Raw genomic sequence first — 19898 nt, 5'->3', positions numbered from 1 at the left:
GGGGGTCAGGGCTGGAGCAGCACCTTGACCGCGCCGTCCTGCTTCTGCCGGAAGGTCTCGTAGGCCTGCGGCGCCTGCTCCAGCGGGACGTGGTGCGTGGCGAAGGTGTCCACGCCCAGCGGGTCGGCGTCGGTGAGCAGCGGCAGGATGTCCGGCACCCAGCGCCAGACGTTGGCCTGGCCCATGCGCAGCTCGATCTGCTTGTCGAACATCCGCATCAGGGGCATCGGGTCGGTCGCCCCGCCGTAGACGCCGGACAGCGAGATGGTCCCGCCGCGCCGGACGGCCTCGATCGCGGTGTTCAGCGCGGCCATCCGGTCGATGCCGACGACCTGCATGACCTTCTCCATCACGGCGTCGGGGACGAGCGCGGTGGCCTTCTGCGCGAACTTGGCGCCGGGCGAGCCGTGGGCCTCCATGCCGACGGCGTCGATGACGGCGTCCGGCCCGCGGCCGTCGGTCTTGTCCCGCACCCAGGCGACGACGTCGGCCTGGGTGGTCGAGTCCAGGACGTCGATGCCGTTGGCGCGTGCCCGGGCCAGCCGCTCGGGCACGGTGTCCGAGGCCAGCACCTGCGCGGCGCCCAGGTGCTGGGCGATCCGGGTGGCCATGTCGCCGATCGGACCCAGACCCAGCACCAGCACCGTGCTGCCGGGCTGCACGTTGGCGTACTGCACCGCCTGCCAGGCGGTCGGCAGGACGTCGGAGAGGTAGACGAACCGGTCGTCGGCCGGGCCCTCGGGCACCTTGATCGGCAGCGTGTTGCCGAAGGGGACCCGGAGGTACTGCGCCTGCCCGCCGGGGACCTGCCCGTAGAGCTTGGTGTAGCCGAACAGCGAGGCGCCGAAGCCCTGCTCCCGGTTCTGCGTCGTCTCGCACTGGCTCTGCAGCCCCTGGTTGCACATCCAGCAGGTGCCGCAGGAGATGTTGAACGGCACGACGACGCGGTCGCCGGCCCTCAGCTCGGTGACCCCGGGACCGACCTCGCGCACGATCCCCATCGGCTCGTGGCCCATGACGTCGCCGACGGTCATGAACGGCGCCATGACCTCGATCAGGTGGAGGTCCGAGCCGCAGATGCCGCTGGAGGTGATCTCGACGATCACGTCCGCGGGGTCGGTGATGGAGGGGTCCGGAACGGTGTCCACACGGACGTCGTCGCGGCCGTGCCAGGTCACTGCGCGCATGGTGGTGCTCCTCGTTCTCGGGGGCTCGAGACGGCCGCGACTCCGGTCAGCAGGCCGAACTCCTGGGCGTGACGTTCCTCGCTCCTACCCGTGACGGCGCGTTGCAGTCACGACCTGCCAGGAACTGTGCCGTCACGCAGGGTGCTCATTTGGCAAGAAGTGTTGTGACCTGACCCACTTGACCACATGTGCCTGCCCGGAAGCGCAGATCACGAACTGGTCACGGCGTGTTTACATGGGCCCCGTCCGAGCCAGACCGCCCGACGGAAGACAGGTGCATGGAACCGCAACATCTCGCCCGGCCCGACGACGACGGATCGGTGTGCGTGAAGTGCACCGGTACGGCAGGTGGCTGCACCGCCGCCGTGTCGCCCGAGGGTCCCGAGGTGCCGGTCCCGGCGCCCGCGCGCGATCCCTGGCCACTGCCGGCGGGCGGTGACGGACCTGCTCTCCCGGACGTCTGGCCGCTGCCGGCCGCCGATCCCGCCCAGGTCGCCGACGAGGACGTGGCCACGCGCCGCCCGGAGTTCAGCAACGCGGCCGTGGTCGCTGCGGTCGCCGCCGGCCAGGAGCCCCGGCATCGCGGCCCCTCCACCCGCACCCGCCGGCCGGCGCTCTACCTGGCTGCAGCGCTCATCGGCGCGGCCGGCATCGCCGGCACGACGGTGGCGACCGACTCCTCGCCGGCCGTCGCGCGGGCCGACGAGCCGGTCAGCGTCGCCGAGGAGCTCGGCATGGTGCAGGCCGAGCAGCCCGCCTCCAGCGAGGACGACGCCACCTCGCGGTTGCAGCAGCTGGTCGCCAGCCGTGCCGAGCGCGAGGACGCCCAGGCCGCCGCCGCGCGGGTCCAGGCCGACGCCGACGCAGCGGCGGTGGCCGCCGCCGCAGAGGCCGCCCGGCCCGAGGCGGTGCTGCCCGTGCAGGGCGCGCGGCTGTCCAGCGGGTTCGGCAGCCGGTGGGGCACGCTGCACGCCGGGATCGACTTCGCCGCCCCGCTCGGCACGCCGGAGTACGCGGCCATGGACGGCGTCGTCGTCCGGGCCGGCGCGGCCAGCGGCTTCGGCCTGGCCGTGTACCTCCAGCACGAGAACGGCGACGTGACCGTCTACGGCCACATGCAGCAGGTCCTCGTCGCGGAGGGGCAGGTCGTCCGGGCCGGCGACACCATCGCCCTGCTGGGCGACCAGGGGCAGTCCACCGGCCCGCACCTGCACTTCGAGGTGCACCTGGGCGGGATCGACGGGCAGGAGGTCGACCCGGTCCCGTGGCTGCGCGACCGCGGCGTCCAGGTCTGACGAAGGACCCCCTTCCTCCCCACCCTTCGCACGCTCAGAGCGGGTCGGTTCCTGGCATCCGGGTCTGACATGCGGCACCCTGCATGTCAGGGACCGGTGGGAGGGAGGCGTCGATGGGGCACGACCACGGGACGGCGCACGGCACCGCCGCGGCCGCGCACCGGGGCCGGCTCGCCGTCGTCCTGGTGCTGACCTGCGGGGTCTTCGTCGTCGAGGTGGTCGGGGCGCTGCTGTCCGGGTCGCTGGCGCTGCTCGCCGATGCCGCGCACATGGCGACCGACGCCCTCGGCATCGGGATGGCCCTCGGCGCGGTCACCTTCGCCCAGCGGCCCGCCCGCGGCCGCCGCACCTTCGGCTGGCAGCGGATCGAGGTGCTCGCGGCGGTCGCCAACGGCCTGCTGCTGATCGGGGTCGGCGCCTACGTCGTCATCGAGGCGGTCCGCCGGATCGGTGACCCGCCGGACATCCACGCCGGCTGGATGCTCGGGGTCGCCGTCCTGGGGCTGGTCGTCAACGTCGGGTCGCTGACCCTGCTGCACGCCGGCCAGGGGGAGTCGCTGAACACCCGCGGCGCCTACCTGGAGGTCGTCGGTGACGCGCTGGGCTCGCTGGCGGTCATCGTCGCCGCGGTCGTCATCGCCACCACCGGCTGGACCGCTGCCGACGTCGTCGCCTCCCTCGCCGTCGGTGCGCTGGTGCTCCCGCGTGCCTGGACGCTGCTGCGGGAGGCGTTCGACGTCCTGCTCGAGGCCGCTCCCAAGGGCGTGGACCTCGACGAGGTGCGCGCCCACGTGCTCGGCGTCGCGGGTGTGCTCGACGTCCACGACCTGCACGCCTGGACCATCACCTCGGGTCAGCCGGTGCTCTCCGCGCACGTCGTGGTGAGCGAGGAGGTGCTGGCCGAGGGGCACGGTGGCCGGGTGCTCGACGCGCTGTGCAGCTGCCTGGGTGCCCACTTCGACCTCGAGCACTGCACGTTCCAGCTCGAGTCCTCCAGCCACCGCGGCCACGAGTCGCCCGTCCACGACTGACGAAGGACCCCCTTCCTCCCCACCCTTCGCACGCTCAGGGCGGGCCCCTGGAAGGGGGCCGTTCCAGCACGTCACCCGCTCGGCGCGAGCTCCTGCACGGGGGCCGGACAGCGGGGTCCTCCTTCAGCCGGCGTGGATCGCGGCGCCCTCGGCGGGCAGGTCCTCCTTCGAGGCCTTGATGAGCAGGCCCGCGACCACCGCGCCGACCACCAGCAGGGCGGCCGCCCAGGTGAACGCGGTGGTGTAGCCCTCGACCTGTGCGGCCAGGCCGACCGCCGGGTCGTTGGGGTCGGCGCCCGCGGCCACCTTCGAGGTGATCGCATCGGTGATCGCCCCGACCGAGATGGTGGCCAGCAGGGCCGTGCCGATCGAGGCGCCCACCTGCTGGGTGGCGTTCAGCATCGCGCTGGCCGCGCCGGCGTCGCGCTCGCCGGCGCCGATCAGCGCGAGGTTGGACAGCGGCACGAACGTGAAGCCGAGGCCCAGGCCGAGGATCAGCTGGCCGGGGAAGGCCAGCGCCCAGAACGAGGTGTCGACGCCCAGGAAGGACATCAGGAACAGCCCCGCAGCGGCCAGCAGCGCACCGACCACCATCAGCGGTCGCGGCCCGATCCTCGGCACCAGGGCGCTGGCCGCACCCGCCGATACGAGCACGCCCAGGGTGGTCGGCAGGGAGGCGAAGCCGGCCTCGACCGGCTTGTAGCCCAGCACCTGCTGGAAGTACAGGCTGAGGAAGAAGAACGCCCCGATCAGGCCGGCGCCCACCAGGGTGGAGGTCAGGTACGCGCCCCCGCGGTTGCGGTCGAGGACCAGCCGCATCGGCAGCAGCGGGTTCCTGACCCGGAGCTCCACGACGACGAACGCCACCACGAGCAGCAGGCCGACCACGATGAAGGTCAGCGCGGCACCGTTGGCCCAGGCGTTGGCCTGCGGGTCCTCCTGCGAGGCCTGCGCCACCTTGGTGAAGCCGTACACCAGCGACGCCAGCCCCAGCGTGATCAGCACGGCGCCCGGGATGTCGTACTTGGCGTCCCCGGGGGCCTTGCTCTCCGGCACGATCGGGATGGCGGCCGCGACGGCGATGACGGCCACCGGCACGTTGACCCAGAAACACCAGCGCCAGTCGGCGTACTCGGTCAGCACACCGCCGAGCAGCAGGCCGACGGCCGAGCCGCCACCGGCGATGGCGCCGTAGACGGCGAAGGCCTTGGCCCGCTCCTTGGCGTCGGTGAAGAGCACGGTCAGCAGCGCCAGCGAGGCCGGCGCCAGGAGGGCACCGAAGACGCCCTGCAGCGCGCGGGCGCCGAAGAGCATCGCCTCGTTCTGCGCCAGGCCGCCGAGCGCGGAGGCGACGGCGAAGCCGACGGCGCCGACCAGGTAGGTGCGCTTGCGGCCCCAGAAGTCCGCGATGCGCCCGCCCAGCAGCAGGAAGCCGCCGAAGGTCAGGGTGTAGGCGGTGACGATCCACTGCTGGGTGGCGGCGGAGACCTCCAGGTCCACCGACACCGCCGGCAGCGCGATGTTCACGATGGTCGCGTCCAGGATGACCATCAGCACGGTGACGGCGATGACCGCCAGTGCCAGCCAGCGCTTCGGGTAGGGCTCGGTCGCTGAGGTGGTGTCCCCGGCCCGGGTGGTGGGGGCGGCGTCGCTCAATGGGTCCTCGTTCGTTCGGTTCCGGTCGGCCGGGTCGTCGGCCAAGGGGTGAACGTAGCGGCCTGGGACGATGTCGTCGTGCCGGTTTCCGTGGTGTTCATCTCCGACACCCACGTGCCCAAGCGAGCACGTGACCTGCCGGGTCCGCTCTGGGACCGGATCGAGACCTGCGACGTCGTGGTGCACGCGGGAGACTGGGTGGACGTCGCGCTGCTGGACGAGCTCGAGCGGCGGGCCCGCCGGCTGGTCGGGGTGCACGGCAACAACGACCACGGCGCGCTGCGGCAACGGCTGCCGGAGGTCGCCCGGGTCGACCTGGAGGGCGTGCGTCTCGCCGTCGTGCACGAGACCGGCGCGGCGCAGGGGCGGGAGGAACGCTGCGCGGCGCGGTTCCCCGACGTCGACGTCCTGGTGTTCGGGCACAGCCACATCCCCTGGGACACGACGGCGACGACCGGGCTGCGGCTGCTCAACCCCGGCTCGCCCACCGATCGCCGGCGGCAGCCCTTCGCCACCTACCTGACGGGTACCGCCGGCGGCGGGGTGCTCTCCGACGTGACGCTGCACCGGTTGCCGGTGCGACCACCCCGTCGGTGAGCGCGCCACCGCTCCCGGAGGCAGCGGTCGCCGTGCTCGCCTGCCCGGTCTGCGGTGCGCCGCTCAGCGCCGACGTCGCCGGGTTGCGGTGCGCGGTGGGGCACGGGTTCGACCGGGCGCGGCAGGGTCACGTGACGCTGCTGCCGCCGGGCGGGTCCCCGCACGAGGGTGACTCAGCAGCCATGGTCGCCGACCGCGCCGGGTTCCTGGCGGCGGGGCACTACGCCGGCATCACCGCCGCGCTGGCCGACGCCGTCCTGGCCGACGGGTCGCCGCGCACGCTGCTGGACGCCGGAGGGGGGACCGGAGCCCACCTGGCCGGCGTGCTGGACCGGGCGCCGGGCGCCGTCGGGGTGGTGCTGGACGCCTCCCGGTACGCGGCGCGGCGGGCCGCCCGGGCGCACCCGCGCGCGATGGCCGTGGTCGCCGACACGTGGGCCCGCTGGCCGGTGCGGGACGCGGCGTTGGACCGGGTGCTGGTGGTGTTCGCCCCGCGCAACGGGGCCGAGACCGCCCGGGTGCTGCGACCGGGCGGGCGGCTCGTCGTCGTGACCCCGGCCGCGGACCACCTGACCGAGCTGGTCGGTCCGCTCGGGCTGCTCAGCGTGGACCCCGCGAAGGCCGACCGGCTCACGGCGAGCCTCGGACCGCACCTGCGCCCGGTCGGCACGTCGGACCACCGGGAGCGGCTCGTCCTCGACCACGCCGCGGTGCGCACGCTGGTCGGCATGGGGCCGCACGCGCGGCACCTCGGGGAGGCGGAGCTGGCCGCGCGGGTCGCCGCACTGCCTCCGGAGGTCGAGGTGACGGTGGCCGTCGACGTCGGCAGCTGGCGGGCGGGCGCCTGACGGAGGCCGGGAGGCCGAGGACGCCAGAAGGGCCCGGCCGCAGTGGCCGGGCCCTTCGGGGGAGTGCTGCCCGCGGGGCCGCGGGCGGTGCGTCAGCGGGTGATGCGGCGCTTGTTCGTGGCCATCACGTAGATGCCGAGCACGATGATCGCGCCGATGATCGACCCGATGATGCCGGAGGTGCCCAGCTCGAACCGGTGGGGCTCGAAGATCAGGCTGCCCAGCAGGTTGCCCACCACGGACCCGATGATGCCGAGCACGATCGTCAAGCCGATGCCGATGTCCTGCTTCCCCGGGATGACCGCCCGGGCGATGAAGCCCGCGATCGCACCGATGACGATCAAGACGATGATGTTCCAGAGAACGTCCACGTGAGCCTCCTACGCATGACGGCAGCGCCGTCGTGCGCTGGGCCGTCCAGCGCAAGATCAAATGTTCCCCGTCATGATCGCCGCCAAACGCCCGGAACCGACAGGTTTCATGGACTGCACCCGATCGGGTGACGCGCGACAGGTCCCCCACCTGCGGTTCCGTCCGTCGGTGGGACACGCCTCCGGCGCCGTCGGTGTGGCCACGGGCACGTCCGCGGAGGCCGGCCCGACCGTGCGGCGCACCGGCTGCCTCTCCCGTCGCGTGAGGCGGTTGGGCACGGTCTAAGCTCCGGGCGTGACGATCGCACCCGCCCCGATCGTGAGCCGGCCGAGTCCGGCACACGAAGCCGAGAAGGGGTCGCGGCTCCTCGGTCTGCTGCGCACCACCGACCACAAGACCATCGGCCTCATGTACACCACGGCGGCCTTCATCTGGTTCTTCGTCGGTGGCTTCATGGCGCTGCTGATGCGTGGTGAGCTGGCCCGCCCGGAGCTGCAGTTCCTCTCGCCCGAGCAGTACAACCAGCTGGTCACGATGCACGGCACGATCATGCTGCTGTTCTTCGCGACGCCGATGTTCTTCGCGTTCTCGAACCTGATCATGCCGCTGCAGATCGGGTCGCCGGACGTCGCCTTCCCGCGGCTGAACGCGTTCTCCTTCTGGCTGTTCTTCTTCGGCTCGTCGCTGGCGGTGTCGGGTTTCCTGACCCCCGGCGGTGCGGCGGACTTCGGCTGGTACGCCTACACGCCGCTGTCCACCGGTGCGCACAGCCCGGGCGCCGGCGGTGACCTGTGGATCGCCGGCCTGGCGGTCAGTGGTCTGGGCACGATCCTCGGCGGCGTGAACTTCGTGGCGACCATCGTCTGCCTGCGCGCACCGGGCATGACGATGTTCCGGATGTCCATCTTCACCTGGGCGACGCTGGTCACCAGCGTCCTCGTGCTGCTGGCCTTCCCGATCCTCACCGCGGCGCTGATGGCGCTGCTGGCCGACCGGCACCTGGGCGCGCAGGTCTACACCGCCGCGAACGGCGGGCCGATGCTGTGGCAGCACCTGTTCTGGTTCTTCGGCCATCCCGAGGTCTACATCATCGCGTTGCCGTTCTTCGGCATCATCTCCGAGGTCATCCCGGTGTTCAGCCGCAAGCCGCTGTTCGGCTACAAGGGCATGGTGTTCGCGCTCATCGCGATCACCGCCCTGTCGCTGGCGGTGTGGGCGCACCACATGTTCGCCACCGGCGCGGTCCTGCTGCCGTTCTTCGCGTTCCTGACCTACCTGATCGCCGTGCCGACCGGCATCAAGTTCTTCAACTGGATCGGCACCATGTGGCGCGGCCAGCTGACGTTCGAGACCCCGATGCTGTTCGCGATCGGCTTCCTCATCACCTTCCTGCTCGGTGGGCTGACCGGTGTGCTGCTGGCCTCCCCGCCGCTGGACTGGCACGTCAACGACAGCTACTTCGTCGTCGCGCACTTCCACTACGTCGTCTTCGGCACCGTGGTGTTCGCCGCCTACGCGGGGCTGTACTTCTGGTTCCCGAAGCTGTGCGGCCGGATGATGGACGAGAAGGTCGGCAAGCTGCACTTCTGGCTGACCTTCATCGGCTTCCACGCCACGTTCCTCATCCAGCACTGGCTGGGCAACGAGGGGATGCCGCGCCGGTACGCCGACTACCTGGCCACCGACGGCTTCACCACGATGCACACGATCTCGACGATCGGGTCGTTCATCCTGGGCGCCTCGGTCATCCCGTTCGTCTACAACGTGGTCAAGTCCTGGAAGCACGGGCGGCTCGCCCTGCGTGACGACCCCTGGGGCCACGGCAACTCGCTGGAGTGGGCGACCTCGTCCCCGCCGCCGCGGCACAACTTCGTCGAGATCCCGCGGATCCGCTCCGAGCGCCCGGCGTTCGAGCTGCACTACCCGCACCTGAAGGACCGGCTGCAGGTGGAGGCGCACGCGGGCAAGCGCCACGAGCCCTACGCCCAGGAGGCCGGGCTGACCGGCGGTGGCCGGGCCGGGGCCAACGACCCCGATCCGACGTAACGAAGGACCCCGCTGCCCCCCACCGCTCGCAGGCTCGCGGCGGGACCCTGCAGCGGGGCCGTTCCAGCTCGTCACGGACGGACGCCCCGTCGGCCACTGGCCGGCGGGGCGTCCGCGTGTCCGGGCCCGGACGGGCCTGCTGAGGACGGCGGACGGCGGTCCGGCACGATGACGTCGTGACCGACGCCGCCCGCCCCGCGCTGATCGACCCGCTCCTGGGGCCCGCGTCGGCCGGTGCCCTGCTGACGGTCACCGGAGCCGACCGCCCCGGGGTCACCGCCCGCCTCTTCGCCGCGCTGGAGTCCGCGGCCGGTGGGCCGGTCGAGGTGGTCGACGTCGAGCAGGTGATCGTGCACGGGCAGCTGGTGCTCGGTGTCGTGGTGCGGGGCGCCGCACCCACCGGTGCCAGCACGCTCGCCGACCGGCTGGAGCCCATCGCGGCCGACGTCGCCGAGCGCACCGGCATGCAGGTGACCGTCGAGCCCACCGCGGAGGCGGCGGTCGAGGTCGTCGCGCCCAGCGAGCGGACGGTCCGGCACCAGGTGATCGTGCTGGGCCGGCCGGTGCCCCCTGCCGCGGTCGCCGGTGCCGCCCAGGCCATCGCCGGCGTCGGCGGCAACATCGAGGCGATCCGCCGGCTCTCGGACTACCCGGTCACCAGTTTCGAGCTCACCGTCTCCGGGGCCGGCTCGACCGAGCTGCGCACCGCGTTGGCCACCGTCGCGGCGAAGACCGGCACCGACGTCGCGGTCGAGCAGGCCGGGCTGGCCCGGCGCAGCAAGCGGCTGATCGTGCTGGACGTCGACTCCACGCTCGTCCGCGGGGAGGTCATCGACGAGCTGGCCGCCCGGGCTGGTCGCGCCGCCGAGGTCGCCCGGATCACCGCCGCCGCGATGAACGGTGAGCTGGACTTCGAGCAGTCGCTGCGGGCGCGGGTGGCGGTGCTCGCCGGGCTGCCGGTGAGCGTGCTCGACGAGGTGCGCGAGCACCTGGTGCTCACCCCGGGGGCGCGCACCCTGATCCGCACGCTGCAGCGGCTGGGATTCCGCTGCGGCATCGTCAGCGGGGGCTTCACCCAGATCACCGATCCGCTGGCCGCGGCGCTCGGGCTGGACTTCGCCGCCGCCAACACCCTCGAGGTCGCTGACGGCCGGCTCACCGGAGGGCTGGTCGGCGAGGTCGTGGACCGGGCCGGCAAGGCTCGCGCGCTCGCCCGCTTCGCCGCCGAGCACGGCATCCCGCTGGAGCAGACGGTCGCGGTCGGGGACGGCGCCAACGACCTGGACATGCTGAACGCCGCCGGGCTCGGCATCGCCTTCAACGCCAAGCCGATCGTCCGGGAGCAGGCGCACGCGGCGCTCAACCAGCCCTACCTCGACGCCGTCCTGCAGGTGCTGGGGTTCACCCGCGACGAGGTCCTCGACGCAGCACCCTAGGCAGCCTGCGCGACCTCGCCCACCAGCTCGACGCCGGCAGCGCGGAGCTGGTCGAGGGCGGCCTCGGTGGAGGACTGGGCCACCCCGGCCGTCAGGTGCAGCAGCACCCGGGTCGCGAAGCCCGCGCCGACCGCGTCCAGCGCGGTGGCCCGGACGCAGTGGTCGGTGGCGATGCCCACGACGTCCACCGCGTCGACGTCCCGGGCCCGCAGCCAGTCCGCCAGCTCCTGCCCGTCGAACGAGCCCTCGAAGCCGGAGTAGGCCGCGGCGTACTCGCCCTTGTCGAACACCGCCTCGATCGGGCGGCGGTCCAGGTCGCCGTGCAGCTCGACCCCGGCGGTGCCGACGACGCAGTGCGCGGGCCAGGTGTCCAGGAAGTCCGGCTGCTCCGCGAAGTGGCCGCCCGGGTCGACGTGGTGGTCGCGGGTGGCGACCACGTGGGCGTACCCGGCGGCCGGGACGTGCGCGCTGATCGCCCGCGCGACCGCCGTCCCCCCGGAGACGGCGAGACTGCCGCCCTCGCAGAAGTCGTTCTGCACGTCCACGATCACCAGTGCGCGGGTCATGCCCTCATCCTGCCCGGCTGCTGCCGCGCGGTCCCCCTCAGGCTGTGAGGGTGTCGATGGCGGGTTCGCCGCGGGACAGCGACCAGGCCTCCTGCGGCAGCGTCCCGCGCAGCCGCTCGTGCAGCTCGCGGGCGGCGGTGAGCGCGGCCGCGGGGGTACGGGGCTCGACCAGCTGCCCGTCGCGCACCAACGGGACGACGAGCTCCCGGTCGTGCTCCCCGGTGGCGACGGGCGCCGGGCTGACCACCTCGGCGGTCGCGGTCCCGGCGGCGTCGTGCCGGCGCACCGCGTGCTTCCGGCCGCCCACCGAGCGCTTGCCCTCAGAGTTCTTCGCCACCGGCACGCCGTCCCGCTCCACCAGCTTGTAGACCATGCCCACCGTCGGCGCCCCCGACCCGGTGACCAGGGAGGTGCCCACGCCGTACCCGTCGACGGGGGCGGCGGCGAGCGCGGCGATCGCGTACTCGTCGAGGTCGCTGGTCACGATCACCTTGGTCTTCGTCGCCCCGAGGGAGTCCAGCAGCTGCCGGGCGGAGGTCGCCTGGATGGCGAGGTCGCCGGAGTCCAGCCGGACCGCGCCGAGCTCGGGGCCGGCCACCTGCACCGCCGTCCGGATGCCCTGCTCGGTGTCGTAGGTGTCGACCAGCAGCGTCGTCTCCACGCCGAGGGTGTCCAGCTGGGCGCGGAACGCGGCCGCCTCGTCGTCGTGCAGCAGCGTGAACGCGTGCGCGCTGGTGCCGGTCGTCGGGATGCCGTAGCGGGCGCCCGCGGCCAGGTTGGACGTCGCGGAGAAGCCGACCAGCGCCGCGGCCCGGGCCGCGGCCACGGCGGCCTCCTCGTGGGTGCGGCGGGAACCCATCTCGATGCACGGCCGGCCGCAGGCGGCGCCGACCATCCGGGCGCCGGCGGCGGCGATGGCGCTGTCGTGGTTGAGGATCGACAGCGCCAGCGTCTCCAGCAGCACCGCCTGGCCGAACGGTGCCCGCACGGTGAGCACGGGGGAGCCGGGGAAGTAGAAGTCGCCCTCGGCGTAGCCGTCGACGTCGCCGGTGAACCGGAACCCGGCCAGGTGGTCCAGCAGCGTGGGGTCGTCGAGGCCCTGCGCGCGCAGCGCGTCCAGCTCCGCGTCGCCGAACCGGAAGTCGGCCAGCGCCTCCAGGAAGCGTCCGGTGCCGGCGAGCACGCCGTAGCGACGCCCGTGCGGCAGCCGACGGGCGAACACCTCGAAGACGCAGTCACGGTCGGCGGTGCCGTCGGCCAGTGCGGCCGCCAGCATCGTCAGCTCGTAGCGGTCGGTGAGCAGCGCGGGGCTCAGCGGGGACGGGCTCGGCATGGACCAGCACGATAGGTGGCCGCCGCCTGCACCGCCCGGGGGGCCGTCCTAGAGTGATCACGTGGCCGGACCGCTCGCGCCCGAACGGACGCCCGACACGACGCCGGGGGAGGACCACTCCCTCGACCGTCCGTGGGTGACCGTCGTCTGGGACGACCCCGTCAACCTGATGACCTACGTGACCTTCGTGCTGCAGGAGCTGTTCGGCTACGACGAGCAGACCGCGACCGAGCTGATGCTGCAGGTGCACCACGAGGGGAAGGCGATCGTGAGCTCGGGCCCGCGCGAGCGGATGGAGCACGACACGAGCCGGCTGCACGCCTACGGTCTCTGGGCCAGCTACCAGAGGGATGCATGAGGCCGTTCCGCCGTCGTGGTGACGAGCTCGTCGCCCGGCTCGTCGACGCCGAGGCCAGCATCGTCGGCCTGCTGCTGGACCAGCTGGAGCAGCTGCTGGCCGCCGACCCGGACGACTCCGGCGGCGACCCGGTGGTGGAGCGGCTGCTGCCCCCCGGGCACGCCAGCGACCCGGAGATCGCGGCCGACTACCGGGACCTGACCGAGGCGGCGCTGCGCAGCGGCAAGGCCGACGACCTGGCGATCGTCCGGGCGACGCTGCCACCGGAGGGCGGCGAGGTCCGGCTGGACGACGACCAGGCCCGGGCCTGGCTGCGCACCACCAACGACCTGCGCCTGGCGCTGGGCACCCGGCTCGGGGTCACCGCGGACACCGAGCCGCCGGAGGACCCAACCGAGGAGGAGGGCTCCCAGCTGGCGGTGTACTACTGGCTCACCGCCGTGCAGGGGTCGCTCGTCGACGCGCTGGTGGCGGGCGGAGGCGGCCGACGGTGAGGAACACCAGGGTGGCCACCAGCAGGTCGGCGACGAAGAACACGTAGACCAGGCTGGGCACCGACAGGCCCTTGACCAGCCCGCCGATGCAGGACACCAGGGTGACGGCGGAGAGCGCGAACAGCAGCAGCAGGCCGATCAGCCGGCCGGTGACCAGCAGCACCAGCTCCACCCGGTCGGTGCGCTCGTCGATGCTGGCCCGGCCGGTCCGGCGCAGCAGCCGCCGGGAGCCGAGGACGAGCGCCGGCAGTGGCAGCGCCACCACGCCGACGATCATGAGCACCTCGATCACCACGGTCCGCGACGCTATCGGTAGGACACCTGATCGTCACAGCCCGTTCCGGTCGCCGTCCTCCGGCGGCGCACCCCGAGGGGGAGGCGGACCGGCCCGCGCGGCGGCGCCTAGACTGGGGCCGTGCTGCGCATCGACCGCGCGACCTACGACGCCATCGTGGCCCACGCCCGGGAGGACCACCCGGACGAGGCCTGTGGCGTCGTCGCCGGCCCCGAGGGCAGCGACCGCCCGGAGCGCTTCATCCCGATGCTCAACGCCGCCCGGTCACCCACGTTCTACGAGTTCGACAGCGGCGACCTGCTGAGGCTCTACCGGGACATGGACGCCCGCGACGAGGTGCCGGTGGTCGTCTACCACTCGCACACCGCGACCGAGGCCCGTCCCTCGCGCACCGACATCAGCTACGCGTCCGAGCCCGAGGCGCACTACGTGCTGGTGTCCACCCGGGAGCACGGCACGCGGACCGGCCTGGCCGGGGACACCGTGGAGTTCCGCAGCTTCCGGATCGTCGACGGCGAGGTGAGCGAGGAGGACGTCGAGGTCGTCGAGTCCTACCTGTTCGGCCACTCGCCGACCACCGTCGTCTACGACTGAGCGCCAGCTCACCCAGCGCCCGGCGGAATCGTCGCCGGGTCCGCGGCGTTCCCCGCAGCAGTCGCACCTCCCGCGTGCCGGCACGCGGTTCCCCATCACCCCGGTAAGAGGAGTTCTCCCGCAATGGCCATCGAGGTCCGCATCCCGACCATCCTGCGCACCCACACCGGCGGCAACAAGACCGTCGAGGGCAGCGGCGCCACCCTGGGCGCCCTGGTCGACGACATCGACAGCCAGCACCCCGGCATCAAGAACCGCCTGGTCACCGACGAGGGCAAGCTGCACCGTTTCGTCAACGTCTACGTCAACGACGAGGACGTGCGCTTCACCGGGGCGCTGAACACCGCCGTCAAGGACGGCGACTCGGTCACCATCCTCCCGGCCGTCGCCGGCGGCTGCTGACCGGAGCGTCCCCGCCCGGCACCGGCAGCACCTCCAGGAGACCGTCATGGCCCGCTTCGCCTCGCTCGTCGACTCGCTCGGCAACACCCCGCTCGTGGGGCTGCCCTCGCTGTCGCCCACCCCGGACGTCCGGCTGTGGGCCAAGCTCGAGGACCACAACCCCACCGGTTCGATCAAGGACCGGGCCGCCATCGCGATGATCGAGGCGGCCGAGAAGGAGGGGACGCTGCAGCCGGGCAGCACCATCCTGGAGCCCACCAGCGGCAACACCGGCATCTCGCTGGCGATGATCGCCCGCCAGCGGGGCTACCAGCTGATCTGCGTGATGCCGGAGAACACCTCCATCGAACGGCGTCAGCTGCTGGAGATGTACGGCGCGCGGATCATCAGCTCCCCGGCGGCGGGCGGCAGCAACCAGGCCGTCGCCGTCGCCAAGGGCCTGGCCGCCGAGCACGAGGACTGGGTGATGCTGTACCAGTACGGCAACCCGGCCAACGCCGACGCGCACTACACCGGCACCGGTCCGGAGATCCTCGCCGACATGCCCTCGATGACCCACTTCGTGGCCGGGCTGGGCACCACCGGCACGCTCATGGGCGTCTCGCGCTACCTGCGGGAGCACAAGCCCGGCGTCCAGGTGATCGCCGCGGAGCCGCGCTACGGCGAGCTCGTCTACGGGCTGCGCAACATCGACGAGGGCTTCATCCCCGAGCTCTACGACGCCGACCTGCTGGACTCCCGCTTCTCGGTCGGGCCGGACGACGCCATCCACCGCACCCGCCAGCTGGTGGAGCGCGAGGGCATCTTCGCCGGCATCTCGACCGGGGCGATCCTGCACGCGGCGCTGGGCATCGCGGACAAGGAGGTGGCGGCCGGTCGCAAGGCCGACATCGTCTTCGTCGTCTGCGACGGCGGGTGGAAGTACCTGTCGACCGGCGCCTACGCGGGCACGCTGGAGGAGGCGTCGTCCGCACTGGAGGGCCAGCTCTGGGCGTGACGGACGTCGTCCTCCCGGCGCGAGGGCTGCTGTTCGACAACGACGGGGTGCTGGTCGACTCGGAGGTCAGCGTCGTCTCCTCGTGGAGCCGCTGGGCCGTCGACCACCACCTGGACCCGGCCGAGGTCATGGCCGCGGTGCCCGGACGCCGGGCCGCGGACACGGTGGCGCTGTTCGTCCCACCGGCCGACGTCGACGCGGCGGTCGAGACGATCACCCGCTACGAGCTCGAGGACGTCACCGGCACCACTGCCGTCCCCGGGGTGCTGGACCTCGTGCCGCAGCTGACCGGCCTGCCGTGGGCCGTCGTGACCTCCGGCGTCCGGGAGCTGGCCACCGCCCGGCTCCGCGCCGCCGGCGTCCCGCTGCCCGAGATCCTGATCACGGCCGAGGACGTCACCGCAGGCAAGCCGGACCCGGAGGGCTACGCCGCCGCCGCTCACCGGCTGGGACTCGCCCCCACCGACGTGCTGGTCCTGGAGGACAGCGTCAGCGGCATCGCTGCTGGCCAGGCCGCCGGTTGCCGGGTCGTCGGCGTCGGGCGGGACGCGCTGCGGACGACGGCCGACGTCGTCGTGCGCGACCTCACCGGTGCCCGGTGGACCGCCGCCGGGCTGCTGCTGCCGGCCGCGGCGCTGCTCCGGGATGTCGGCACCGCCGGTTAGCCTGACCCGCGAGATGACGACTGCAGCAGGGGCCGACGCGCCCATCGGGATCTTCGACTCCGGCGTCGGTGGGCTGACCGTGGCCCGCGCGGTCCTCGACCAGCTGCCGACCGAGTCCGTCCGCTACGTCGGCGACACGGCCAACGGCCCCTACGGCCCGCTGCCGATCGCCGAGGTCCGCCGGCACTCCCTGGCGGTGATGGACGACCTGGTCGCCGCCGGGGTCAAGATGCTCGTCGTCGCCTGCAACTCCGCCAGCGCCGCGTGCCTGCGCGACGCCCGCGAGCGCTACGACGTCCCCGTGGTCGAGGTCGTGCTGCCCGCCGTCCGCCGGGCGACCGCTGCCACGCGCAACGGCCGGGTCGGGGTGATCGGCACCCAGGCGACGATCACCAGCGGGGCCTACGAGGACGCGTTCGCCGCCGCCCCGCAGATCACCGTCACCAGCGCGGCTTGCCCCAGCTTCGTGGACTTCGTCGAGCGCGGGACCACCAGCGGCCGTCAGCTGGTCGGGCTCGCGCAGTCCTACCTCGACCCGCTGCTGGCCGCCGGGGTCGACACGGTCGTGCTCGGCTGCACCCACTACCCGCTGCTCACCGGGGTGCTCTCGCTGGTGCTGGGCGACGAGGTGACGCTGGTGTCCAGCGCGGAGGAGACGGCGAAGGACGTGTACCGCGTGCTCACCCGCGCCGATCTGCTGCGCGACCCCGACGGTCCCCCGCCGGTGCACCGCTTCCTGGCCACCGGCGACCCCGAGCCGTTCGCCCGGCTCGGCCGCCGCTTCCTGGGCCCCGAGGTCGACGTGGTGACCCAGGTCGGTGCCGCGGCGTGAGGCTCACCGTCATCGGGTGCGCGGGCAGCGCGCCCGGGCCGTCGTCCCCGGCCTCGTGCTACCTGGTGCAGCACGAGGAGTTCTGCCTCGTGCTCGACCTGGGCAACGGCTCCTTCGGTGCCCTGCAGGGGCTGGTCGACCCCACCGACGTCGACGCGGTCTACCTCAGCCACCTGCACGCCGACCACTGCCTGGACGCCGCGCCGTTCATCGTCTGGCACCGGTACTCCGGACGCTCCGACGGCCGGGCGGTGCCGCTGTACGCCCCGGTCGGCGCCGACCGCCGGCTGGCGACCGCCTACGACCCCGCGGGCGGGCCGATCGACGACGTGTTCGACGTGACCCCGATCGGCCCCGGCAGCTGGACGCTCGGCCCGTTCGCGGTGACGACCGCGCGCACCGCACACCCGGTCGAGTGCTACGCCGTCCGGCTGGCCGTCGGTGGGCGGTCGCTGGTCTACACCGGTGACACCGGCCCCAGCGACGCGGTGGTGGAGCTGGCCCGCGGTGCCGACGTGCTGCTCGCCGAGGCCGCCTACCCGGAGGGCCCGGACCTCCCGCCCGGGCTGCACCTCACCGGCCGGCAGGCCGGGGAGCTGGCCGCCAAGGCCGGGGTGGGGCGGCTGCTGGTCACCCACGTGCCGGCCTGGGTCGACGCGGGAGCCCAGCTGGCGGCCGCGCGCGAGGTCTTCGCCGACACCGAGCTCGCGCAGCACGCGGCGGTCCACCAGATCTGAGGACCCTCCTGCCCGCGCGGAGCGGCCGGAGGGGTTGCCCGGTCCTCCCGGGCACGGCACGGTCTCCCCATGGTGGACGACGAACGGGACGGCGTCCGGCTGACCAGCCTGGACTCGCCGCTGGGCGACGGGCTGGAGGTGACCAAGCGCGACCTGGTCGACCACGTGGACGCCTTCGCCGACCGGCTGGTGCCGCTGCTGGCCGACCGGCCGCTGACGGTCAAGCGGGTCCGGCCGGGCGCGGCGCCGTTCATCCAGCGCGACGTCCCGAAGGGCGCCCCGGAGTGGGTGCGGACCGTCGCCACCTGGTCCGACCGGGCCCGGCGTGAGGTGCACCAGGTGCTCGCCGACGACCGGCGCACGCTGCTGTGGCTGGCCAACCAGCGGGCCGTGGAGTTCCACGTGCCGTTCAGCCGGGTGGGGGAGGAGGAGCCCACCGGCCTGGTGCTCGACCTCGACCCGCCTGACGGCGCCGAGTTCGACCTCGTGGTGCGCACCGCCCTGCTGTGCCGGCAGGCGCTGGCGGACGCCGGGCTGACGGCGGCGGTGAAGACCAGCGGGTCGACCGGGGTGCACGTCGTCGTCCCGGTGCACGGCTCGTCCGCCGAGGACGTCGCGGCGGCCACCCGGGCTCTCGCCGCGCGCACCGAGCGGCTGGACCCCGAGCTCGCGACCACGGCCTACGTGGTCGCCGAGCGGGGGGAGCGGGTGTTCGTCGACTCGACCCGCTCGGGCCGGGGCACGATCGCCGCCGCGTACAGCCCGCGGGTGCGGCCGGGGCTGCCGGTCTCCGCGCCGGTGAGCTGGGAGGACCTCGCGGGCGTGCGCCCCGGCGACGTCACCGTGACGACGGCGGTCGGGCGGCTCGGCGACGGCGATCCCTGGGCTGCGGCGCTGCCCCAGCCGCAGCAGCTGCCCGCCGACCTGGTCGCCGAGGGGCACACCATCCCGATCGCCCGCGTCCAGGCGATGCACGAGGGCAAGCGCCGCGCCCGCGCGCGGGCGGCGGAGGACGCCGGCTGAGCACGTAGCACGGCGGCTGCCCGGGTGCCCGCCGTCGTCCCCCGACCGGCAGCCGGTCCACAGGCACCTCCGCCCATCCCGGTCGTGTCGGTGCGGCCCGGCAGCGTCCCGGTCATGACGGACCAGCAGACGACAGCCTGGCTCGACCAGGAGGACACCCACCTCGCCCAGCTCATCCGCGCCCACCGGTGGGTGGTGCAGTACGTCTTCCCCGGCGACTGCGCCGACTGCGCCGAGGGTGACGACGAGGGCGACGACGCGTGCGAGGATGACGGCGGACCGCCCTTCGGCTACACCGTCGGCCTGTTCGGGATGGGGCACCCCGAGCTGGTCGTGGAGGAGCTGCCCAACGCCGGGGAGGTGCTGTTCGTCGCCAACCGGCACCACCGGTGGCCCGACGAGCACTCGGTGCCGGCATCCCAGCTCACCTGGCAGCACCACGACGGCACGTGGCCGTGGGACCTGGCCTACCCGTGCGGCCCGGCGTGCCAGCCCCGGCCGGGGACGTGGCGCGCTTGAGCGGGGCGGTCGCCGCAGCGCCGTCCGGGTCAGCCGCCGCGGTCGGCGGCGTAGAGCAGCATGTCCCGCCGTCGCCCGGCGATCTCGGTGTGGCGGCGCAGCAGGCCCTCGCGCACGTACCCGGCGCTCTCGGCCGTGCGCACCGAGCCGGCGTTCCACGGCTCGATGTGCAGCTCGACGCGGTGCAGCTCCGGGATGGTCCAGCCGAACCCGGTGACGGCGACCAGCGCCGCGGCCGCCAGGCCGCGGCCCCGGGCGCTCGGGGTGATCGCGTACCCGGCGGTGGCCCGGCCGTCCGGCAGCTGCCGGAGCCACAGGCCGATGGACCCGACGGCGCGCCCGGTGGCCGCCTCGGCGACCGCGAAGGAGAAGCCCGCGCCCTCCGCCCACCGGCCCCGCTGCCGGACGATCCAGTCCGCCGCCTCGGCCTCGGAGGCGTGCGCCGGCAGGGTCCCGATCGACGGGACGTAGGGGTCCGTCGAGAGCTCCAGCGCCAGGGGCAGGTCAGCGGGTGTGAATGCGCGGAGGACCACCGGGCCGTGCGCCGGCGGGACCGCCGGCCAGGGCGGCAGCGACGGGTCCGGGGGCATCACCTCGACGGTAGCGGCCGGCCGA

23 protein-coding genes are annotated in these 19898 nt (G+C 73.5%); 16 read left to right on the top strand and 7 right to left on the bottom strand.

Annotation, left to right across the window (positions count from 1 at the left end; translation table 11 throughout):
• Positions 1 to 5: 5 nt before the first annotated feature.
• Positions 6 to 1187 carry a zinc-dependent alcohol dehydrogenase gene (locus tag FHL80_RS06750; RefSeq protein ID WP_138732682.1) on the bottom strand — a complete coding sequence of 394 codons (1182 nt, stop codon included), beginning with the start codon at positions 1185 to 1187 and terminating at the stop codon, positions 6 to 8.
• A gap of 278 nt (positions 1188 to 1465) precedes the next feature.
• Between FHL80_RS06750 and FHL80_RS06745 the strand changes: the two genes are divergently transcribed.
• Both FHL80_RS06745 and FHL80_RS06740 read left to right on the top strand, forming a co-directional pair.
• Positions 1466 to 2482: a M23 family metallopeptidase gene (locus tag FHL80_RS06745; RefSeq protein WP_138732681.1), complete on the top strand. Its 1017-nt coding sequence runs from the start codon at positions 1466 to 1468 to the stop codon at positions 2480 to 2482.
• 113 nt (positions 2483 to 2595) lie between these two features.
• Positions 2596 to 3513, top strand: a complete 918-nt coding sequence (locus tag FHL80_RS06740; protein ID WP_138732680.1) for a cation diffusion facilitator family transporter — start codon at positions 2596 to 2598, stop codon at positions 3511 to 3513.
• Between the two features lie 123 nt (positions 3514 to 3636).
• On the opposite strand, the gene FHL80_RS06735 is transcribed toward FHL80_RS06740, so the two are convergent.
• Positions 3637 to 5169 carry an MFS transporter gene (locus FHL80_RS06735; RefSeq protein ID WP_138732699.1) on the bottom strand — a complete coding sequence of 511 codons (1533 nt, stop codon included), beginning with the start codon at positions 5167 to 5169 and terminating at the stop codon, positions 3637 to 3639.
• A gap of 78 nt (positions 5170 to 5247) precedes the next feature.
• Here FHL80_RS06735 and FHL80_RS06730 point away from each other — a divergent pair, with 78 nt between their 5' ends.
• Complete coding sequence (locus FHL80_RS06730; protein WP_138732679.1) at positions 5248 to 5766, top strand: metallophosphoesterase family protein; 519 nt, start codon at positions 5248 to 5250, stop codon at positions 5764 to 5766.
• Entirely contained in the window at positions 5763 to 6614 is an 852-nt protein-coding gene (locus FHL80_RS06725) for a putative RNA methyltransferase (RefSeq protein WP_246078502.1), read from the top strand. Before FHL80_RS06730 ends, FHL80_RS06725 begins: the two co-directional genes overlap by 4 nt.
• A gap of 92 nt (positions 6615 to 6706) precedes the next feature.
• On the opposite strand, the gene FHL80_RS06720 is transcribed toward FHL80_RS06725, so the two are convergent.
• The gene (locus tag FHL80_RS06720) at positions 6707 to 6985 is read right to left on the bottom strand and encodes a GlsB/YeaQ/YmgE family stress response membrane protein (RefSeq protein ID WP_138732678.1); all 279 of its coding nucleotides are present in this window, start codon (positions 6983 to 6985) and stop codon (positions 6707 to 6709) included.
• A 295-nt stretch (positions 6986 to 7280) separates the two neighbouring features.
• Between FHL80_RS06720 and ctaD the strand changes: the two genes are divergently transcribed.
• Together ctaD and serB are read left to right on the top strand one after the other, a co-directional pair.
• A complete protein-coding gene (ctaD, locus tag FHL80_RS06715; RefSeq protein ID WP_138732677.1) occupies positions 7281 to 9032 on the top strand; it encodes an aa3-type cytochrome oxidase subunit I in 1752 nt (583 codons plus the stop codon).
• Positions 9033 to 9208: 176 nt separating this feature from the next.
• Positions 9209 to 10468: a phosphoserine phosphatase SerB gene (gene serB, locus FHL80_RS06710; RefSeq protein ID WP_216870494.1), complete on the top strand. Its 1260-nt coding sequence runs from the start codon at positions 9209 to 9211 to the stop codon at positions 10466 to 10468.
• Here serB and FHL80_RS06705 read toward each other — a convergent pair.
• Together FHL80_RS06705 and FHL80_RS06700 are read right to left on the bottom strand one after the other, a co-directional pair.
• A complete protein-coding gene (locus FHL80_RS06705) occupies positions 10465 to 11034 on the bottom strand; it encodes an isochorismatase family protein (RefSeq protein WP_138732676.1) in 570 nt (189 codons plus the stop codon). The two genes, serB and FHL80_RS06705, sit on opposite strands and share 4 nt — an antisense overlap.
• Positions 11035 to 11071: 37 nt before the next feature.
• The gene (locus FHL80_RS06700) at positions 11072 to 12367 is read right to left on the bottom strand and encodes a nicotinate phosphoribosyltransferase (RefSeq protein ID WP_138732675.1); all 1296 of its coding nucleotides are present in this window, start codon (positions 12365 to 12367) and stop codon (positions 11072 to 11074) included.
• Between the two features lie 61 nt (positions 12368 to 12428).
• On the opposite strand from FHL80_RS06700, the gene clpS reads away from it, so the two are divergent.
• Both clpS and FHL80_RS06690 read left to right on the top strand, forming a co-directional pair.
• A complete protein-coding gene (gene clpS, locus FHL80_RS06695; protein WP_138732674.1) occupies positions 12429 to 12725 on the top strand; it encodes an ATP-dependent Clp protease adapter ClpS in 297 nt (98 codons plus the stop codon).
• Entirely contained in the window at positions 12722 to 13219 is a 498-nt protein-coding gene (locus FHL80_RS06690) for a DUF2017 family protein (protein ID WP_138732673.1), read from the top strand. Before clpS ends, FHL80_RS06690 begins: the two co-directional genes overlap by 4 nt.
• Here FHL80_RS06690 and FHL80_RS06685 read toward each other — a convergent pair.
• Positions 13158 to 13514 (bottom strand): hypothetical protein, encoded by a 357-nt coding sequence (locus tag FHL80_RS06685; RefSeq protein ID WP_138732672.1) that lies wholly within the window; start codon positions 13512 to 13514, stop codon positions 13158 to 13160. The genes FHL80_RS06690 and FHL80_RS06685 overlap by 62 nt on opposite strands.
• Positions 13515 to 13634: 120 nt before the next feature.
• Between FHL80_RS06685 and FHL80_RS06680 the strand changes: the two genes are divergently transcribed.
• From FHL80_RS06680 to FHL80_RS06645, 8 genes are all read left to right on the top strand, one after another.
• Complete coding sequence (locus FHL80_RS06680; RefSeq protein ID WP_138732671.1) at positions 13635 to 14108, top strand: M67 family metallopeptidase; 474 nt, start codon at positions 13635 to 13637, stop codon at positions 14106 to 14108.
• A gap of 123 nt (positions 14109 to 14231) precedes the next feature.
• Positions 14232 to 14510, top strand: a complete 279-nt coding sequence (locus FHL80_RS06675) for a MoaD/ThiS family protein (protein WP_138732670.1) — start codon at positions 14232 to 14234, stop codon at positions 14508 to 14510.
• A 46-nt stretch (positions 14511 to 14556) separates the two neighbouring features.
• Complete coding sequence (locus FHL80_RS06670) at positions 14557 to 15507, top strand: PLP-dependent cysteine synthase family protein (protein WP_138732669.1); 951 nt, start codon at positions 14557 to 14559, stop codon at positions 15505 to 15507.
• Positions 15504 to 16172 (top strand): HAD-IA family hydrolase, encoded by a 669-nt coding sequence (locus tag FHL80_RS06665; protein ID WP_138732668.1) that lies wholly within the window; start codon positions 15504 to 15506, stop codon positions 16170 to 16172. Before FHL80_RS06670 ends, FHL80_RS06665 begins: the two co-directional genes overlap by 4 nt.
• 13 nt (positions 16173 to 16185) lie before the next feature.
• Positions 16186 to 17004, top strand: coding sequence for a glutamate racemase (gene murI / locus FHL80_RS06660; protein ID WP_138732667.1), 819 nt, complete (start codon positions 16186 to 16188; stop codon positions 17002 to 17004).
• The gene (locus FHL80_RS06655) at positions 17001 to 17741 is read left to right on the top strand and encodes an MBL fold metallo-hydrolase (RefSeq protein WP_138732666.1); all 741 of its coding nucleotides are present in this window, start codon (positions 17001 to 17003) and stop codon (positions 17739 to 17741) included. The genes murI and FHL80_RS06655 overlap by 4 nt, the downstream gene beginning before the upstream one ends.
• 69 nt (positions 17742 to 17810) lie before the next feature.
• Positions 17811 to 18764 (top strand): DNA polymerase domain-containing protein, encoded by a 954-nt coding sequence (locus tag FHL80_RS06650; RefSeq protein WP_138732665.1) that lies wholly within the window; start codon positions 17811 to 17813, stop codon positions 18762 to 18764.
• Positions 18765 to 18878: 114 nt separating this feature from the next.
• Positions 18879 to 19283: a DUF4262 domain-containing protein gene (locus tag FHL80_RS06645; RefSeq protein ID WP_138732664.1), complete on the top strand. Its 405-nt coding sequence runs from the start codon at positions 18879 to 18881 to the stop codon at positions 19281 to 19283.
• Positions 19284 to 19312: 29 nt separating this feature from the next.
• Here the strand turns inward: FHL80_RS06645 and FHL80_RS06640 are convergent, their stop codons facing one another.
• Entirely contained in the window at positions 19313 to 19873 is a 561-nt protein-coding gene (locus tag FHL80_RS06640) for a GNAT family N-acetyltransferase (RefSeq protein ID WP_138732663.1), read from the bottom strand.
• Between the last annotated feature and the right edge of the window lie 25 nt (positions 19874 to 19898).

Origin of the sequence: Modestobacter excelsi (assembly GCF_005930495.1) — a bacterium.
GTDB lineage: Bacteria > Actinomycetota > Actinomycetes > Mycobacteriales > Geodermatophilaceae > Modestobacter > Modestobacter excelsi.
The sequence above is the reverse complement of the archived record's forward strand: the minus strand, read 5'-3'. Positions and strand labels throughout refer to the sequence as shown.

What these genes read in the sequence shown, in the direction of transcription:
- murI (WP_138732667.1), top strand. Translation starts at nt 16,186, where the DNA reads ATGACGACTGCAGCAGGGGCCGACGCGCCCATCGGGATCTTCGACTCC.
- FHL80_RS06750 (WP_138732682.1), bottom strand. Translation starts at nt 1,187, where the DNA reads ATGCGCGCAGTGACCTGGCACGGCCGCGACGACGTCCGTGTGGACACC.
- FHL80_RS06640 (WP_138732663.1), bottom strand. Translation starts at nt 19,873, where the DNA reads ATGCCCCCGGACCCGTCGCTGCCGCCCTGGCCGGCGGTCCCGCCGGCG.
- FHL80_RS06645 (WP_138732664.1), top strand. Translation starts at nt 18,879, where the DNA reads ATGACGGACCAGCAGACGACAGCCTGGCTCGACCAGGAGGACACCCAC.
- FHL80_RS06690 (WP_138732673.1), top strand. Translation starts at nt 12,722, where the DNA reads ATGAGGCCGTTCCGCCGTCGTGGTGACGAGCTCGTCGCCCGGCTCGTC.
- FHL80_RS06740 (WP_138732680.1), top strand. Translation starts at nt 2,596, where the DNA reads ATGGGGCACGACCACGGGACGGCGCACGGCACCGCCGCGGCCGCGCAC.
- FHL80_RS06670 (WP_138732669.1), top strand. Translation starts at nt 14,557, where the DNA reads ATGGCCCGCTTCGCCTCGCTCGTCGACTCGCTCGGCAACACCCCGCTC.
- FHL80_RS06700 (WP_138732675.1), bottom strand. Translation starts at nt 12,367, where the DNA reads ATGCCGAGCCCGTCCCCGCTGAGCCCCGCGCTGCTCACCGACCGCTAC.
- FHL80_RS06705 (WP_138732676.1), bottom strand. Translation starts at nt 11,034, where the DNA reads ATGACCCGCGCACTGGTGATCGTGGACGTGCAGAACGACTTCTGCGAG.
- FHL80_RS06650 (WP_138732665.1), top strand. Translation starts at nt 17,811, where the DNA reads ATGGTGGACGACGAACGGGACGGCGTCCGGCTGACCAGCCTGGACTCG.
- FHL80_RS06745 (WP_138732681.1), top strand. Translation starts at nt 1,466, where the DNA reads ATGGAACCGCAACATCTCGCCCGGCCCGACGACGACGGATCGGTGTGC.
- FHL80_RS06675 (WP_138732670.1), top strand. Translation starts at nt 14,232, where the DNA reads ATGGCCATCGAGGTCCGCATCCCGACCATCCTGCGCACCCACACCGGC.